We start from the raw sequence: 15,840 nt of genomic DNA, 5'->3' as shown, positions 1-15,840 counted from the left end.
TTCTACTTTAGAAACCGCATTTCCTTACTTATTTACCTTTTGTTTTTAATTCTGTCCAGTAACGATCATAGTCTTTTAACTTATCGTCTACATCAACAAGCCATTCTGTGCGATCTAATTCTTCTTTCGTTAAGAAGATCATATGGTTCTCACGATATTCTTTACTATGAAGAGGGTGAGCTTTTTCATTTGGATTACTGTACCCAATTGACTCGTAGTTTTTCACACTTACTTTCTCATCTAATAAATAGTTCATAAACTTCTCTGCAAGCTCTTTGTTTTTTGCACCTTTTGGAATTGCTAACGTGTCGGCCCAAATTGTGCCGCCTTCTTTTGGTACAACGTACTCTACATCTTTATTATCTTTTGCGATAAATGCTGCATCTCCAGACCAAACTGTTCCGATCCAAGCATCTTCTGTAATGAACTTTTGTTTAATGTTATCTGTATCAAATGCTAATAAATTTGGAAGTAGCTTCTGTAAATCAGTAGCTGCTGTCTTTAACTCTGCATCGTCTTTCGTGCTGTTTGAGAATCCATGCTTCTTAAGACCCATTCCTAATACTTCACGAGAATCATTTAGTAATGTTACATGTCCTTTATATTTCTCGTTCCATAAGTCAGCCCAGCTTGTAGGTGCTTCTTTCACATACTTTTTATTGTATGCAATCCCCGTTACGCCCCAAGTGTATACTAAAGAATATTTATTCTCTGGGTCAAATGCTGGCGTTTTGAAATTAGAAATCATATTTTCGATGTTCGGGATATTCTTCTTATCTAACGGCGCTAATAAATCCATTTTCGCCATTGTCTTAACCATGTAATCAGACGGCTGAATTAAGTCATACTTTGCGCCACCAGCTTGTAATTTCGCAAGCATTTCTTCGTTACTTGCATACTTATCATAGTTAATTTTTACGTTATATTTCTTTTCAAAATCTCTTAGCACTTGCTCATCAAAATTGTCAGCCCAGCTATAAATGTTTAACTCTTCTTTCTTTTCACCACAACCGGCAAGTACACCAGCAACAAGGCTAAAGCTAATTGCTGCGCCAGCTATTCTTTTCATTAATTTCATCGGTTTTACCCCCTCGTACTTTTTATATCGTTCGTATTATAAAGGAAGGTGTCCTCCAGAGTTTTCTTCACCATCTGCACCTTTGTTACGGAAGATTTCCGATAGCACCATTAATCCTACAATAACAACAATTAAAATTGTAGAAAGGGCATTAATTTCAGGTGATACTCCGCGCTTAACCATACTGTAAATGTATAATGGCAATGTTGTTGATCCTGGTCCTGATACGAAGAAACTAATTACAAAATCATCAATTGATAATGTGAATGTTAATAACGCTGCTGAAACAACTCCCGGTGCAATTGCCGGAAACGTCACATGGCGAAACGTTTGCCATGGCGTTGCTCCTAAATCATTTGCAGCCTCTTCTAAATCACGTCCCATGCTAGAAAGACGGGCCGCTAAAATAACAACAACAAATGAAATACTAAATGTAATATGTGCGATAATAATTGTTGTTTGTCCAAGTTCCATACCTAATTGACTAAATAGGATAAGTAAAGATAATCCCATTAATATATCAGGAATTAAAATAGGTAAATATACAAGACCATTAATGGCCCCTTCAAAACGATATTTGTAACGATGTAATGCTATCGCAAAAAACATACCAAGTACCGTTGTTACAACTGTTGTTATAACTGCAATCGTCATACTATTTACAAACGCATCAATAACATCTTGTTTTTGAAATAAATCTGTATACCAATGGAATGTAAAGCCTTCCCATTCCGCATTAATTCGAGAATCATTGAAGGAATATACCATTAAAACCATCATTGGAAAATACAAGAACAATAAAATTAACCAAGAATAAGAAACTAAAAACTTTTTCATTTTTGCCTATTCCCCTCCGTTCCCATCATATTTATATACTTTCGTTGCACGATAATATAAGTAAATTAACAGAACAGAGAATAGAACAACAATCATAGATAACGCAGATCCAAACGGCCAGTCACGCGCACCTAAGAATTGGTTTTGGATTACGTTTCCGATCAATGCTACTTTCGATCCACCCATCACGTCTGATACAACAAACATTCCGATAGAAGAAACGAATACTAAAATAGAACCAGTAGCAATTCCTGACATCGTCATTGGTACTGTTACATTCCAAAATGCTTTTACTGGTGTTGCACCTAAATCATAAGCTGCTTCTAGCTTACGCTTATCCAGCTGCTCAATTGCTGCATACACTGGTAAAATCATAAATGGTAATAAAGAATATACCATTCCAAGTATTACAGAAGGCGTATTATATAGTAAATTTAACGGTTCACTAATAATACCTAATTTTAATAACAGTGTGTTCACAAGACCTTGTGAACGTAAAATAACAATCCACGCATATGAACGAACAAGGAAGTTAATCCAAAACGGTATCGTTGCCAATAATAAAAGAATAGAACGATATTTACGATCAACAATTGTAATTGTATACGCAAATGGATAACCAATTAATAAACAAAGTACTGTTGTAATAACAGCAATCTTTACTGTTTCCCATAATGTTCCCATATACAATGGGTCAAACACACGTACTATATTATCTAACGTAAATTGCATTTCCACTGTTCCGTATGCTCCGCGCTGCATGAAGGCAAAACCCAATACGAATACAAGTGGAACTAGGAAGAAGATTAACAGCCACGCGACTGTAGGTAGTGCGAGTAATTTCCCTTTTTTCAATTTAAGGTCACCTCGTCCTCTTGCTCCCATCCTACATATACATTATCTCCAATGCTCCACTGTGCTGCTTCTTCAGCTGTTTGATACGCCATCAATAATTCTGCTGTTTTCTCATCACGTACATAAAGCTTTTCCATATTTCCAACAAACTCAATGTCTTCAATATGTCCAAGATGGTAATCTTCTAAAATTGGTTCTTCAACCGAACGTACCTTTACATTTTCAGGGCGAATTGCTACGTAGTCTTCCCCGTTTTTCACAATATTATTTTCACCGATAAATGTCGCAACGAACAACGTTTTCGGCTTATTATAAATTTCTTTCGGTGTTCCGATTTGTTCAATATGTCCTTTATTCATAACGACAATACGGTCACTCATGCTCATCGCTTCTTCTTGATCATGCGTTACGTATATGAACGTAATTCCTAAATTGCGTTGTAAGTTTTTCAATTCACGTTGCAAATCTTTTCTTAGCTTAAAGTCAAGCGCTCCAAGTGGCTCATCCAATAGTAATACACGTGGGTTATTTACAATCGCTCTCGCAATTGCTACACGCTGCTGCTGCCCACCAGACAGCTTCATAGGTTTACGATTACGGAACTCTAGTAACTGCGTTAAACGCATTGCCTCTTCAGCACGTTCTTTCTGTTCTGCCGCTGGTACTTTTTGCATTTTCATACCGAAACAAATATTTTTCTCCACATTCATATGCGGGAATAGTGCATAATGTTGGAACACTAAGTTCATATGACGCTTATATGGCGGCAAATCGTTAATCTTTTCATCATCTAATAAAAGATTCCCTTTAGTTGGAGTTTCAAATCCTGCGATCATACGAAGTAACGTCGTTTTCCCGCAACCACTCGGCCCTAAAATTGTTAAAAACTCTCCTTCTTTAATATCTAAAGAAAGCGGTGGGATAATCACTTGATTTCCAAAATGTTTTTCTACTGCTTCAACTTTAATAATTTTTTTCATTTTCCCGTCCTATCTACCTTAAATTTTAATTTTTATATTCATGAATAAATATTTATATTTTATAGACTATTTTTTGTTTCGATCCAAACAAAATGGTTATTTAGCAAGCGTTCACTTCTATTCTTTATGTAGTATGTTTGATTCATTTTTTCATGATACATAATGTCGAACAGAAAAACCCCTTCCATTGCGAAGGGGCTATTATCATACGGCTACGCCTACTGATAAACACCATCATCATTTTAACAACTTTCGTATGAATTTTAAAGCACTTTTTGTAGAAGAGTAACGAATTTTCATATCGAATGCCGTAGATTGGGCTAAAATGCTTTTATAATGTGAAAAAGTCCGAAAACTTTCTTCCCCATGATAACTACCTAATCCACTACTTCCAACGCCCCCAAAAGGTAAATATGGCGTTGCAAGATGATAGACAACATCATTAATGCACCCTCCGCCATATGAAATATTACTCGTCACTTTCTTTTGCACTTCTTTATTTTCAGAAAACACATATAGCGCTAACGGCTTCGGATGTTGCTGAATTGTGACAATAACATCTTCTATTTTGTCATACTCTATAATCGGTAAAATCGGACCAAAAATTTCATCTTCCATAACAGCATCTTGCCACGTGATATCTGTTACTATTGTCGGCTCAATATGTAATGTATCTTTTTTATAGTTCCCGCCAATTACGACTTGACCATCTTGTAAGAATCGACATAATCGTTCAAAATGACGCTCGCTCACAATTTTTACGTAATTGTCATTGTTCAGTGGCTCTTTTCCATACTGCTCCGTAATTTCATGTCTTAACGCCTCGATTAACTGTTCTTTCACAGAAGAATGAACGTACATATAATCCGGTGCTACACATGTCTGCCCTGCATTTAAAAACTTACCCCAAACAATCCGCCTTGCTGTTACATCTATTTTTGCATCTTTATGTACAATACATGGGCTTTTTCCGCCAAGTTCTAACGTAAGCGGCGTTAACTCTTTGGCTGCTGCTTCCATCACAACTTTTCCAACACCAACACTACCTGTAAAGAAAATATAATCAAACCTTTCCTTTAACAATGCCGTACTCTCTTCTATCCCGCCTTCTATTACCGCTACAAGCTCTTCTTGGAATAATTCCTCTAACATTCTCGTAAGCACTTTTGAAACGTTAGGCGTTAACTCTGACGGCTTTAAAACAACTGTATTCCCAGCTGCCAGCGCTCCTACTAGAGGTGCAATTGCTAACTGAAACGGATAGTTCCATGGCGCAATAATAAGCGTCACACCATACGGTTCTGGTACTACCTTCCCCTTCGATCCGAAATGAGTTAATGCTGTTCGAACTCGCTTCGGTTTACTCCACGATGACATATGTTTCAATTGAAAAGAAATTTCTTTTAATGCATATCCCACTTCCGTTGTAAACGACTCATGAACTGACTTATTTAAATCTAATTTCAATGCTTGAAATATCTCTTCTTCAAAACGCTGAATTCCATCATAAAGCTTTTTTAAATTATTTTTTCTTGTTTCTATACTTCTCGTATATCCATTATAAAAATATTGCTTTTGTTTATTTACAATAGAAGAAATGCTCATCTATTCACCTTCTCCCACTATTTTTATCCAATTCTTTCATTATTTATATAGAACTTTTTTACTCGTAAAATTACATTATATATAATTTTTTCTTTTATATAAAATTCATTGCTCACAAAAAACTACCGAAAGAAAATCTCTCGGTAGTTTTACGGTATTAACGGTATAAACGAACAGCACCTGCAGAATTATCATCAGCTTGTCCTACTACTTCAAACTTCAGACCAAGCTGCGGTAAAATACGTCCTGCATCTGGAATCTGTTGATTAATATACGTTTTAGAATCATCAAACTTCGGTACACCCGCTAAGCCATCATACGTAAATGTTCCACGCGTTGGAGATACAACCTTCCAAGCTGGCGTTTTGTCGAATGAGAACGCCGCATCAGCAATTTGGAATCGTGTACTACTTTTCACTGTTGGTTTACCATTTAAAGTTCCTACAATTGCTTCTGGATGAGAATCAACTACGCCAAGGAAACCGTGTCCTGGATGTACACCAACCCAGTTATCAGTGTAAGCTGAATCCGCATACCATACAACCATACCAGTGTTAAATACTGGACCACGAGCAAATTTCAATGCGTTATCTGCCCCAGCATAGTTTCTCCACTCTACATAATAGTTATGTTTTTTCTTCTCAGTTCCGTTAGAAACCGCGAAACCATCTAATTTAAATTGTGGTGTACCTTCTGCATCATCAGAGAATACCACTTTACCATCCACTGTTAGTGAAGCATTATCAAGCGCAAAACCGTTTAATGCTAGACCACCATCAGTAATGTAATCAAATGTTAATTTTACTTTCTTACCTTTGAATTGACTTAAATCATATGATTTGTCAATCCATTTTCCATTTGTCGAATCTGCATTTCCGCTATTTGCTTTCTCACCAAGTCTTTCAATTAACGTTTGTTGTCCATCTTCTGTTACAGCATGTACTTCAAGGAAATCGTACTCTGCTTCAATTTCATATAATGATTTGAAATCGAATTTTGCAGTCGTTGCATTCGTTAAATCGAACAGTGGCGTTTCCATCTTTGTATGAAGATCGTCACCTTTTGTGCTGTAGTAATACTGTTTACCAAATGCTGGTGCAATTGTTTTTACATCTTTATCTGGTAAGTTAACACGAATCATACCTGGTCGATCTGATTTCGTAACACTTTGGTCTAAATATGTCGCTAGGCCGATACCTTTATTTAATTTCTCGTAATCTACTTCTACGATATTTGCCCAGTTACCACCGATTGTTTTTTGGAAAAATTCTTTATTTTGTGGTGAGAAACTCGTTGGCGTCGTTCCAGCGATTTTACCAGCCCAGCTTCCGCCACTCATAATAGACCAAGCTTCAATCGGCTCACCCTGACCGCTATATTGTGTATCATACTCATCTGGAAGGCCTAAATCATGACCATATTCATGTGCGAATACACCAACTGCGCCATCTTCTGGTTCAATTGTGTAGTCAAATGCTGCCATCTTTCCGCCCCAATATGGAACTTTCGCTTGCGTACCTTCAATTGCGAATGGTTTTGGTCCAACTGTCCAGCGATGTGACCAAATTGCATCATCACCTAATTTACCACCGCCAGCTTCTTGTCCAACACCCGCATGAATAATCATTAAATGATCGATTAAACCGTCCGGTTGATTTTGATTTCCATCACCATTTACATCGTATTGATCGAACTGATCGAACTGTGATAAATCAAGGCCGCTATCTACAGCTGCTTTTAATGCATCTTTTACTAGATCACGCGGTCCTTTTGGTCCTTTATTATCATGACCTGTAGCAGCATCTGCACCGTAATCAGCAGCTTTACCAGGAACTGTTAACCATTTTGTAACTGTTCCGTCCACTGTGTAACTACCACCGGATTGTTCTTCGTAATATTGTTTAAACGTTTCAATTTTGCTTCCATCATCTAATGTGAATGGTTCATTACCAAATAACATTTTTTCATAGTGTTCTTTGTTAAAATCATTAGAATACATGTATCCAGGCTCTTTATCGATATTGTTATGTTTAAAGTCAGCGTACTCTACAAGTAAAACAAGTACCTTATCTTTACGAACTTCACCGTTATATGCTTTTTGCTTTGCTGGAGAAGTTGGTACTTTACCATTTAGTCCACCTTTAACTGGGCCTGTCGCTGCAGGTGTACCCGCTGCTGGTTGATTTACTTTGTCTTTCGTATCTGCTTTTGCATCTTTCACTTTCTTTAAAAAGTCAGATGCTTCTTTCGTAAGTGGGTCCCCATTCGCTGCTTCTTTTCCAGGATTTTCACCCTTTTTGTTCTCTACATACTTTTCGACAGCTTTCTTTGTTTCTTTCTCTGAAGCTGACGAATCAATTACCCCACGTTTTTTCAGTGCATCTGCTAAACGCTCTTCTGGAATTAAATGGTCATCAACTGGGCTCGTAGCTGCTTTATTCCCAGGCGTTTCAGCGTACACAGACTGAGTGCCCGCGCTAAATGAAAGACCTAATACAGCTGTCAAAGCAATTGATGATAATACTTTGAATGGTTTCTTGTTCATCCCTTATTTCCTCCCCTAATAAATAATATGTATTACAATTTGAATTTTATTAAAAATTCAATATTTTTTCAATATTTAGTTATATTATGTAATTTTTTTAATATATTTGTAAAAATTTCATAGTTAGTATACGGATATATCACAATTCAACAATGTTTTCTGAAAATATTGAAAGTTTTTATCGAACAATTTATAATTATTTCCATCGAGGGAGTTTAATGGGGATTTTATCTTTGTTTTACCTACACAATATTTGATAATTCGATACATAAAATAAAAAATTCGGTTTTATTATCATTTATTCTGTAGCAGCAGTTATGACCGATAATTAGGGAGGAATTACAATTGTACAAAGATAAGACGGACACACTGGATCAAGAATGGATTGATTTAATACTTGAAGCTCTAGATGCTGGTATCGCCCTACAAGATATCGAACACTTTTTCCAACGTATGAAGCCATCAAGTCAAGCTCAATAGCCTTGTTCTTTTTAACGAAGTTTATGTTATAATAATGACATCATAAGACGACGACATATTGATAGAAAGGTGCGCAAACATGATTGGAGAACGTATAAAACGCCTTCGTTTACAAAAAGGTATTTCATTAACTGAACTTGCCGAAAAAGCTGGTGTTGCTAAATCTTACATTAGTTCTATAGAACGAAATTTACAAAAAAACCCTTCCATTCAGTTTCTTGAAAAAATCGCAGCAGTTCTACAAATTCCAGTTGATACTTTACTTCATGACGAAACAGAAAAGGAAGCTCGCCTAGACTCCGAATGGACACAGCTCGTTAAAGACGCAATGAACTCTGGTGTCTCTAAAGAACAGTTTCGTGAATTTCTTGAATTTACACAGTGGAAGAAAAATCAAAAATAACATATATAGGAAGGAGCGCATAAGACTAGCGCTCCTTTTTTCTTTATAAAAAAAAGCGGGTATCTCCCGCTTTTTTTATTTATTATTTCTCTTCGCCCTCTGTTTGGCTTGCATTGAATGTCCATTCTAAGTTCAATGTATCGCCTTGGAATTTGTTTTGATCTTTACCGTCATCTACGAATTCAAACTGTACCCATAGATAGTCTTCTGAATTCGGTGCTAGACCACCATTCTCTGCCCACTCTGGAGCAAAGATGTCTTTAGCTAAAACGTCTGGATCCACATTTTGTAAATCTGCTAAAGTTGTTTCATATACAGGCTCACTTTGTTTATCCCAGTTCCAAAGGAATTTCACTTTAATATGCTTACCGAAGTCTTCGCCAGCATTATCTTTTTTTGCATCTGTAACAGTGTACTTTGTCGCTAATTTAACATCTTTAATTGCTAACGTACCGTCGTTCTTTAATAAGAACTCTTTCTTAACAGAATCCCCTGGTTTTAAATCTTTAATATCTACAAGCGTTTTAGGGTTTAATGTAAGATCTAACGTCCCAGCTGCAAATGTATTATTTGACACTTCTTTATCGCTAAAGAATGCAAATGTTCCTCCACCAATTAAAGATAACCCCAATGCTGCTGATGCAACTCCCATACCTAATTTCTTTTTCAGACTCACAATCAATTCCCCCTAGCTGTTTTTTTGTATTTTTATCTCTTATTTCAAAATAAGAGGTGTAACTAAAACTATATTAGCGAAGCTAATATTTGTTCTTTTTCAAAAACCTTAAGTTCATTATAACGAACAAACTTATGTAAATACAACAACATTTTTTAGTATTTTCAATTATTTTTATTTCTCAATATTGTTTTGATTTTTCAGAAAATAATATATGCTAATTTATAACTTTTTTCACACGCAAATACATTTCATATTATAAGAAAAAAGAAAGACAAAGAGGTGAGGGCTAACGTTCCCTCACACTCCTATAAAACATTAATCGTTTTGCTTATTCGCTCGTTATCTCTTGCACCACATTCTTGTTTTCCAGCTGTTTCACTAAAGCAGTTACCCCGCTTTTATCTGTTTCTATTTTTTCTGTTCCTCTGCTTTCTTCTGCTCTTCTAGCTTTTTCTGTTCTTCTACTTTCTTTTGTTCTTCTGCCTTCTTTTGTTCTTCTGCTTTCTTTTGTTCTTCTGCTTTCTTCTGTTCTTCTACTTTCTTTTGTTCTTCTGCTTTCTTCTGTTCTTCTACTTTCTTTTGTTCTTCTGCTTCAAGTGCAACGTTTAATTGTTGCTGTAGAGCCTGAATTTGCTCATCAATAGCTTTCAAACTAACTTCTTTCTCAATATAATCTCGCTTCTCTTTTATAATCTGAAAGCCTTCATTCACATATAAGGCTACTTTTTGAATCGACTCATCTTTAGTTACTTTTAATTCTTCCTGTATTTGGTTGTAAGGAGCTTCTATTTCAGTATATACATTTTGCAAGGCTTCCTTCTCAGAAACAATTTTCTCACGACCTTGTTGCCATACAGAAATTGCCTGTTTTATTTCTTCAATAGAAGTTACTTTCAGTTTCCCCTTCATTGTTCCATACTCATGCTCAATAAACTTTTTATGTTGCTCAGCCTGTTCTTTTAATGTAGTAACTGTTTTCGGAAATATAATTGCTGTAGAAATACTCGCTTCTACTTTCGTTTCATGAATGAATGCCGCTTCTGTATGCGTCATAACTTGAGATCCTAAATAAAACGTAATAGAGCACATACACGGCAATATAAGCATCTTTTTTAAATTACGTGGTCTTTTCAGCATCTTAATCTCTCCCATCGAACATTCCGTTCTTTATACAGAACATTATCTTTATTATAATAAAGAACTATATAAAATGATAGCTATATACTAGAAAAATAGAAAAAGGGCTATCCATATGATAGCCCTTTTTTTATTATTATCTTTCTTCACCTGCTGTTTGTTGTGCATCAAACGTCCAATTTAATTGTAACTTATCGCCTTGGAATTGATTTTGATCTTTTCCATTATCAACGAACTCAAATTTAACTTTGAATTTATCAGATTTACCTGCAGAAATACCTTTTTCATCCCAGAACCAAGCAGCTAAATCATTATCTACGGCTGTAAGTGTGTCACCCTTCAATTTATCTAATGTAGTTTGTTTCACAATTGTCTCATGCTTATCTACATTTTTTAAGAATGTTACTTTAATATGTTTACCAAAATCATCTTTATTATCTTTCTTTACATCTTCTACATTATAATCTGTTTTCAGTAGAACCTTTTTAATATTTAAAGAGCCTTTATTTTCTAGTTTAAATTCTTTTTCAATTGTATCACCAGGTTTTAAATTCGATACATTAACAACTGTTGATGGATTTAATGCTAAATCAAGTGTACCAGCCGCAAATGTATTGTTTGACACTTCTTTATCACTGAAAAACGCAAATGTTCCTCCACCAACTAATGCTGCTCCTAGTACTGCTGATGTGATACCCATTCCTAACTTTTTCTTTAAAGTCATGTCCATATCCCCTTAATATATATATTTGTTAACTTCCTAAACGGAAAGTATAACCAAACGAACTAGACGGATTGTTCTACTTTTTTATCTTTCTTTTCTCCGTCAATGCTACGAATAGCGCCAAAAATAGAAATCGCAGAATAACCAAGTAAAAAGACACCTGGAATAATAAGAAGTAATGCTGCTCCCGCTTTTGAATTCGCATAATTCAGTAAATAACCAACGTACGGAACTGTAATATCTGCATATTTCCCAACTACATTTTCTGCAAGTACTGGTTCTAAATCTGGTCCGTTGTTGTTATCTCCTTTTGTTTCATACATTACTTTTCCATTTGTATCTTTCACACCGATAATACGGTGAGTGATAATTTTTTGATCTTTCTCTTTAAAGGTAATAACATCACCTTTTTCATATTTAGAACCATCTTTCTTTGGTTCTATTGCAATGATTGATCCTGTTAAAAACGTCGGTTCCATCGATCCTGAAAGAACGCTCTTAAACTGATATCCCATCACTGTCGGATCCCCACCGCTCGCTTTTGAAGAAATGACTACAAAAGCTAAGAAAACCATCAATGCAAATAAAACAAATGAGATCGCGTTGCTAATTATCTTCCAAATTAATTTCATCGTCTCTCTCCCTCTCCGTTGTTTTATATTATTTGAAGTATGCAATGTTTCGTTTGTTCTTTAACAAGAACACAAGTAAATGATATAACGAACTTTGAGTTATTGCAATAAGAAAATTTACAATTATTAGTTAAACTTCTTTTCCGTATATAAAAAAGACTGTGACAAAATCTCTTCACAGTCCTCATGCTTTTTTTACTTTTCTTCTGATTTTATTCCTTGTCTATTATGGCGCACCACAGCATATAAAATGACTCCAACTAATACAATCGCACCTATCCCAATACTTATCACTTTCACATTTGACTCTTTTATTTCAGGCTCAATTGTATCTTTTTTAGGCATCGCAAAAGTAACATCTTCTTTTGAAAGAACATTTATCGTCGCAATTGTTTGATTATTTTTCGTAATATCAACTGCACCAACTACCTCACCACGATGGATTCCCTTATGATACAAAGAGTCTTTATCTAATGAAGCGGCCCGAAAAATAGTTTTCACATTTTTCCCTTCATCTTTCTTAAGCACAAGCTCTGCACTTTTTTCAAGTTCGCTATCAATATCTTTATTTAAATACGTTGTCTTTTGATGCCAACTATGTTTATCTAGCACCGTTTGTTTCGTAAATTGCCCAAAAGAATATTCCGCCATCTGCTTTAAATCCTCATAGATTTCAGGTCTTTGAGAAGCCATTACTACATTTATAATACGATTTCCATCTTTCTCATTTAATAAAACGAGCGTATTACGTGCCTCATTCGTAAACCCCGTCTTACCGCCGATACTATATGGGTTCTCAAAATAAATAGATTTATTAAAAATAGACACCGTCTGCCTAGATGTAGTAACTGTCGTTCTTTTCGTATTCATGGCTTGCAAAATTTCAGGATACTTTTGCACACCTCTCGTAATCATAGCGATATCATACGGCGTCGTATAATGGTTCGGATCATGCAGTCCATTTGGTGTTACAAAGTGACTATCTGTAGCACCTAACTGTTTTGCCTTTTCATTCATCATATTAGCAAAATTCTCAACACTTCCACCAATATGCTCTGCAATCGCATACGACACATCATTCGCACTTAACACCATTAAAATCATAAGCGCGGTATTTCTATTCACCGTCTCACCGGGTTGAAACTCAATTTGATAATTGCTCTTCTCTTGATCTAATGCTAATTGCGAAAATGTAAACTGATCCTCTGGCTTCGTATGCTCCATTAACAAAATCGCTGTTAACACTTTCGTCACACTAGCTGGATACGCACGATGATGTGCATTTTTGTCATACAACAAATCACCTGTTTTCGCATCAATCGTAGCTGCAAACTGACTAAAAACATTTGGCCCTTCCTTAGGTGGTGGTGCCACTTGCTCCGGATTCACTCCAATATTCGTCTCAGCACGCAACGTCATAGGTGTCAATAAAAACAAACTAATAACTGTAATAAAAGCCAAAATCTTCTTAAAATTTACCATATGACTCTCCCTTTTCACTTTACTCCTACAAATAAAAAATGAATCTACCAATCTATATGTAATTTGTATTAAATTGGAAGAAAAATCACTATTTTTTACTATATCATATTTTTACGATGAAGGACATAATTATACAATAAAAAATAAGAAGGAATTACTCTTTCTTATCCTTCTCATCAATCAACGAATCTATTAACTTCTGACTTGCTTCCTCAGGCGTAATCTCATCCGTCATCCCCATAAATGACCAACCTTTAGAATCGACCCACTCAACAAGCTCTTGCAAAAACTCATCATGCGTAACATCTACATCAAGAATCGAGCCATTAATCGAAATCGTTCTATTTCTAGAAACACGCATCTTGAACGTTTTTCTTACCATTACAATAATTCTCCCTCTACTCTTGAATATTTATAAAGTGAAACTTTAATCCGTGGGGGTTTTCTTCATCCCCCACGGATTATTAGCCTTCACCAATCGGGCTTTTACGGGCAGTTGATCTCCCACCTAACTTCTTTGCTTTCGCCGAATTTTGAGCGGGGATCTTACTGCCCGTTAATGCGGGGTAAAAAAATCTTGTACTTCTGTTATACATGATTTTAAGTAAATTGTAAAAAGGATATATTGGCCAATTTGAATATCGAAAGTGAAAATCCCTTATTCTACATAGCCATCACACGTTATACAATTTGTCATACATTACTAAATACATCCGTATAAAAACAACACAACTTACATTTTATCACATCAAATACACTTTGCTTTCGTACAATTAAATGGAATATATTAAAAAAACTAAAAATGAGGAGGAATTCTATGGCACATTGTACATATTGTAAGACGAAGTGGAAAATAAAAGATGTATGGTCGATACTTGTGACATTTGAAAAAGATTGTCCGTATTGTTTTGGAAGGCAATACCTTTCTAACGATACCTTTCATCATGCTAATGCTGCTTTACCTTTGCTATTCCTATGTCCTTTACTTGTTGATTTAAGCGATGAAAACCCTTTGGATAAATATTGTAAATAATATAACCTCTACATTTAAAACCTACTTTCTATTCAGTTTCCTTCTTATTAATTATTCCTTTATTCACTTCTAGCATGATTGTACAAGATCCATCTTTAAAAACTTCCTGTGTGAACATTGTAAAATTTCAGTTAATTATATATAATTGCTTTAGCATTATTATTAAAGATGCTATTACATACGTATTTTGAAGATCCCGTAGCTCAGCAGGGAGAGCGCCACCTTGACAGGGTGGAGGTCGTGAGTTCGAGCCTCTCCGGGATCATATCCTTTTGTATCAACTGTTGATAATTTCATATTTTGAGCAAAACTAACGGTGAGTACCGCTCAAGTTTTGATCGAAACTCCTCCTTTAACTCTAAATGAGAATGCAGGAGTTTTTTTTATGTCTTTAACATACTTCACAGAAAAAGAAATCGTAAAAAAACGACAACCCCACAAACGGAAAACTAGCAAAATTTCAAAAGAATATTCTGTTGAACGCGTATTCGAAAGATTTATTGATAGTAAAGTAAAACAGAATTCACGCCCCAAAATCATTGAATCAATTCCTTCTTATGTTTAATAGTATAAAAGCATTTCATGGAACACAAAATGCTCAAATATTCTATATGACCGATATTACAACAAATTTTATTTATGACTGGGTTTATTGATTAAAAAATGAATGTGTATGCTTTGATGGCCATATTTAGGTGCATCAAGATACAGAAATAGGAATCAGAACAATGGAGCGCTATGTAGAAATGGGGCTGTTAGAAGATGCAAGTTTGGTAGCGGAAATTCTCAAGGAAACGAGATGCTGTGATTTACTGCATGTAATAAAATTGTTTGATTTTCAATCCGCTGAGCAAATTGAACATATCTCACGAGGTAACCCAAGCACTTACTCAGCACAATGGTATACAACGGTCTATGTTTAACATAGGCCCATTTTTTATAAGGAGTAATTGCTATGATCGACGTATATATAATGCAACCATTCGATAAAAGGGAATTTGCCAAAACAGAAATTTTATTGACTTCGGAAGTGACTGAAATATTGAGGATTTCAATGGCTCGTATGAATGCGCTATTGAAAAAGGGACAAATCAAACCCATCAGACGGACGAAAGGCACGAGTATATTTCTACGTGAAGAATGGTTAAAGGATATGGAATGAGGGTACAAATCTATAATTGAAGATGTTAAAAAATCGTATCATCAAAAAATTAAAGAAAATGTTAATGAGACTTTATCAGGCTTAGCATGATGAAAAACGAACTATAGTATTGAAGTGACCCCTAAAAGTTAGACACGGTTATTTCATTAGGCAGCTTGATCCAAATGAGTCCGGTATTGCACCGGGCTCATTTTTAATTTTGCCTTTA

General features: G+C 35.4%; 18 protein-coding genes and 1 tRNA gene. 7 read left to right on the top strand and 12 right to left on the bottom strand.

Annotated features, from left to right (window positions below; translation table 11 throughout):
- Positions 1 to 28: 28 nt before the first annotated feature.
- From potD to inhA1, 6 genes are all read right to left on the bottom strand, one after another.
- Positions 29 to 1,078, bottom strand: a complete 1,050-nt coding sequence (gene potD / locus JDS81_RS21815) for a spermidine/putrescine ABC transporter substrate-binding protein PotD (protein WP_000772488.1) — start codon at positions 1,076 to 1,078, stop codon at positions 29 to 31.
- 36 nt (positions 1,079 to 1,114) lie between these two features.
- On the bottom strand, positions 1,115 to 1,915 hold the full coding sequence (potC, locus tag JDS81_RS21810; protein ID WP_097954226.1) for a spermidine/putrescine ABC transporter permease PotC: 801 nt from the start codon (positions 1,913 to 1,915) through the stop codon (positions 1,115 to 1,117).
- A gap of 6 nt (positions 1,916 to 1,921) precedes the next feature.
- On the bottom strand, positions 1,922 to 2,770 hold the full coding sequence (gene potB, locus JDS81_RS21805; protein ID WP_000715502.1) for a spermidine/putrescine ABC transporter permease PotB: 849 nt from the start codon (positions 2,768 to 2,770) through the stop codon (positions 1,922 to 1,924).
- Positions 2,767 to 3,750 (bottom strand): spermidine/putrescine ABC transporter ATP-binding protein PotA, encoded by a 984-nt coding sequence (gene potA / locus JDS81_RS21800; protein ID WP_000720326.1) that lies wholly within the window; start codon positions 3,748 to 3,750, stop codon positions 2,767 to 2,769. The genes potB and potA overlap by 4 nt, the downstream gene beginning before the upstream one ends.
- Positions 3,751 to 3,987: 237 nt before the next feature.
- Positions 3,988 to 5,355, bottom strand: a complete 1,368-nt coding sequence (locus JDS81_RS21795) for an aldehyde dehydrogenase (protein WP_097954227.1) — start codon at positions 5,353 to 5,355, stop codon at positions 3,988 to 3,990.
- 157 nt (positions 5,356 to 5,512) lie between these two features.
- Complete coding sequence (gene inhA1, locus JDS81_RS21790) at positions 5,513 to 7,900, bottom strand: M6 family metalloprotease immune inhibitor InhA1 (RefSeq protein ID WP_097954228.1); 2,388 nt, start codon at positions 7,898 to 7,900, stop codon at positions 5,513 to 5,515.
- A gap of 345 nt (positions 7,901 to 8,245) precedes the next feature.
- Between inhA1 and JDS81_RS21785 the strand changes: the two genes are divergently transcribed.
- Both JDS81_RS21785 and JDS81_RS21780 read left to right on the top strand, forming a co-directional pair.
- Positions 8,246 to 8,380, top strand: coding sequence for an anti-repressor SinI family protein (locus tag JDS81_RS21785; protein ID WP_000276222.1), 135 nt, complete (start codon positions 8,246 to 8,248; stop codon positions 8,378 to 8,380).
- Positions 8,381 to 8,459: 79 nt separating this feature from the next.
- The gene (locus JDS81_RS21780; protein WP_000578873.1) at positions 8,460 to 8,783 is read left to right on the top strand and encodes a helix-turn-helix domain-containing protein; all 324 of its coding nucleotides are present in this window, start codon (positions 8,460 to 8,462) and stop codon (positions 8,781 to 8,783) included.
- 82 nt (positions 8,784 to 8,865) lie between these two features.
- On the opposite strand, the gene calY is transcribed toward JDS81_RS21780, so the two are convergent.
- The 6 genes from calY to JDS81_RS21750 form a co-directional block, all read right to left on the bottom strand.
- On the bottom strand, positions 8,866 to 9,459 hold the full coding sequence (calY, locus tag JDS81_RS21775) for a biofilm matrix protein CalY (protein ID WP_000053723.1): 594 nt from the start codon (positions 9,457 to 9,459) through the stop codon (positions 8,866 to 8,868).
- A gap of 411 nt (positions 9,460 to 9,870) precedes the next feature.
- Positions 9,871 to 10,599, bottom strand: a complete 729-nt coding sequence (locus tag JDS81_RS21770; RefSeq protein WP_242481383.1) for a DUF4047 domain-containing protein — start codon at positions 10,597 to 10,599, stop codon at positions 9,871 to 9,873.
- A 136-nt stretch (positions 10,600 to 10,735) separates the two neighbouring features.
- Positions 10,736 to 11,323, bottom strand: coding sequence for a CalY family protein (locus JDS81_RS21765; RefSeq protein WP_000172853.1), 588 nt, complete (start codon positions 11,321 to 11,323; stop codon positions 10,736 to 10,738).
- A 62-nt stretch (positions 11,324 to 11,385) separates the two neighbouring features.
- On the bottom strand, positions 11,386 to 11,955 hold the full coding sequence (sipW, locus tag JDS81_RS21760) for a signal peptidase I SipW (RefSeq protein ID WP_000767788.1): 570 nt from the start codon (positions 11,953 to 11,955) through the stop codon (positions 11,386 to 11,388).
- Positions 11,956 to 12,150: 195 nt separating this feature from the next.
- Positions 12,151 to 13,437, bottom strand: coding sequence for a D-alanyl-D-alanine carboxypeptidase family protein (locus JDS81_RS21755; RefSeq protein ID WP_097954229.1), 1,287 nt, complete (start codon positions 13,435 to 13,437; stop codon positions 12,151 to 12,153).
- 154 nt (positions 13,438 to 13,591) lie between these two features.
- Positions 13,592 to 13,819, bottom strand: coding sequence for a hypothetical protein (locus JDS81_RS21750; RefSeq protein ID WP_000251867.1), 228 nt, complete (start codon positions 13,817 to 13,819; stop codon positions 13,592 to 13,594).
- A gap of 435 nt (positions 13,820 to 14,254) precedes the next feature.
- Between JDS81_RS21750 and JDS81_RS21745 the strand changes: the two genes are divergently transcribed.
- The 5 genes from JDS81_RS21745 (at position 14,255) to JDS81_RS21725 (ending at position 15,632) form a co-directional block, all read left to right on the top strand.
- The gene (locus JDS81_RS21745) at positions 14,255 to 14,470 is read left to right on the top strand and encodes a hypothetical protein (RefSeq protein WP_000929645.1); all 216 of its coding nucleotides are present in this window, start codon (positions 14,255 to 14,257) and stop codon (positions 14,468 to 14,470) included.
- Between the two features lie 192 nt (positions 14,471 to 14,662).
- Positions 14,663 to 14,735, top strand: a tRNA-Val gene (locus tag JDS81_RS21740).
- Positions 14,736 to 14,855: 120 nt separating this feature from the next.
- Entirely contained in the window at positions 14,856 to 15,035 is a 180-nt protein-coding gene (locus JDS81_RS21735; RefSeq protein ID WP_016108044.1) for a hypothetical protein, read from the top strand.
- Positions 15,036 to 15,198: 163 nt separating this feature from the next.
- Positions 15,199 to 15,393 (top strand): hypothetical protein, encoded by a 195-nt coding sequence (locus tag JDS81_RS21730; protein WP_000443120.1) that lies wholly within the window; start codon positions 15,199 to 15,201, stop codon positions 15,391 to 15,393.
- Between the two features lie 32 nt (positions 15,394 to 15,425).
- A complete protein-coding gene (locus tag JDS81_RS21725; RefSeq protein WP_000568080.1) occupies positions 15,426 to 15,632 on the top strand; it encodes a hypothetical protein in 207 nt (68 codons plus the stop codon).
- Positions 15,633 to 15,840 lie beyond the last annotated feature (208 nt).

It is taken from the genome of Bacillus cereus group sp. N31 (assembly GCF_016483245.1).
GTDB lineage: Bacteria > Bacillota > Bacilli > Bacillales > Bacillaceae_G > Bacillus_A > Bacillus_A toyonensis.
Note: the sequence above shows the minus strand (reverse complement) of the source record. Positions and strands in the feature narration are given on the sequence as shown.

Coding starts and splice junctions, on each gene's coding strand:
- potD (WP_000772488.1), bottom strand. CDS start 1,078: ATGAAATTAATGAAAAGAATAGCTGGCGCAGCAATTAGCTTTAGCCTT.
- potC (WP_097954226.1), bottom strand. CDS start 1,915: ATGAAAAAGTTTTTAGTTTCTTATTCTTGGTTAATTTTATTGTTCTTG.
- potA (WP_000720326.1), bottom strand. CDS start 3,750: ATGAAAAAAATTATTAAAGTTGAAGCAGTAGAAAAACATTTTGGAAAT.
- JDS81_RS21795 (WP_097954227.1), bottom strand. CDS start 5,355: ATGAGCATTTCTTCTATTGTAAATAAACAAAAGCAATATTTTTATAAT.
- inhA1 (WP_097954228.1), bottom strand. CDS start 7,900: ATGAACAAGAAACCATTCAAAGTATTATCATCAATTGCTTTGACAGCT.
- JDS81_RS21780 (WP_000578873.1), top strand. CDS start 8,460: ATGATTGGAGAACGTATAAAACGCCTTCGTTTACAAAAAGGTATTTCA.
- JDS81_RS21770 (WP_242481383.1), bottom strand. CDS start 10,599: ATGCTGAAAAGACCACGTAATTTAAAAAAGATGCTTATATTGCCGTGT.
- JDS81_RS21765 (WP_000172853.1), bottom strand. CDS start 11,323: ATGACTTTAAAGAAAAAGTTAGGAATGGGTATCACATCAGCAGTACTA.
- sipW (WP_000767788.1), bottom strand. CDS start 11,955: ATGAAATTAATTTGGAAGATAATTAGCAACGCGATCTCATTTGTTTTA.
- JDS81_RS21755 (WP_097954229.1), bottom strand. CDS start 13,437: ATGGTAAATTTTAAGAAGATTTTGGCTTTTATTACAGTTATTAGTTTG.
- JDS81_RS21750 (WP_000251867.1), bottom strand. CDS start 13,819: ATGGTAAGAAAAACGTTCAAGATGCGTGTTTCTAGAAATAGAACGATT.
- JDS81_RS21745 (WP_000929645.1), top strand. CDS start 14,255: ATGGCACATTGTACATATTGTAAGACGAAGTGGAAAATAAAAGATGTA.
- JDS81_RS21735 (WP_016108044.1), top strand. CDS start 14,856: ATGTCTTTAACATACTTCACAGAAAAAGAAATCGTAAAAAAACGACAA.
- JDS81_RS21730 (WP_000443120.1), top strand. CDS start 15,199: ATGGAGCGCTATGTAGAAATGGGGCTGTTAGAAGATGCAAGTTTGGTA.
- JDS81_RS21725 (WP_000568080.1), top strand. CDS start 15,426: ATGATCGACGTATATATAATGCAACCATTCGATAAAAGGGAATTTGCC.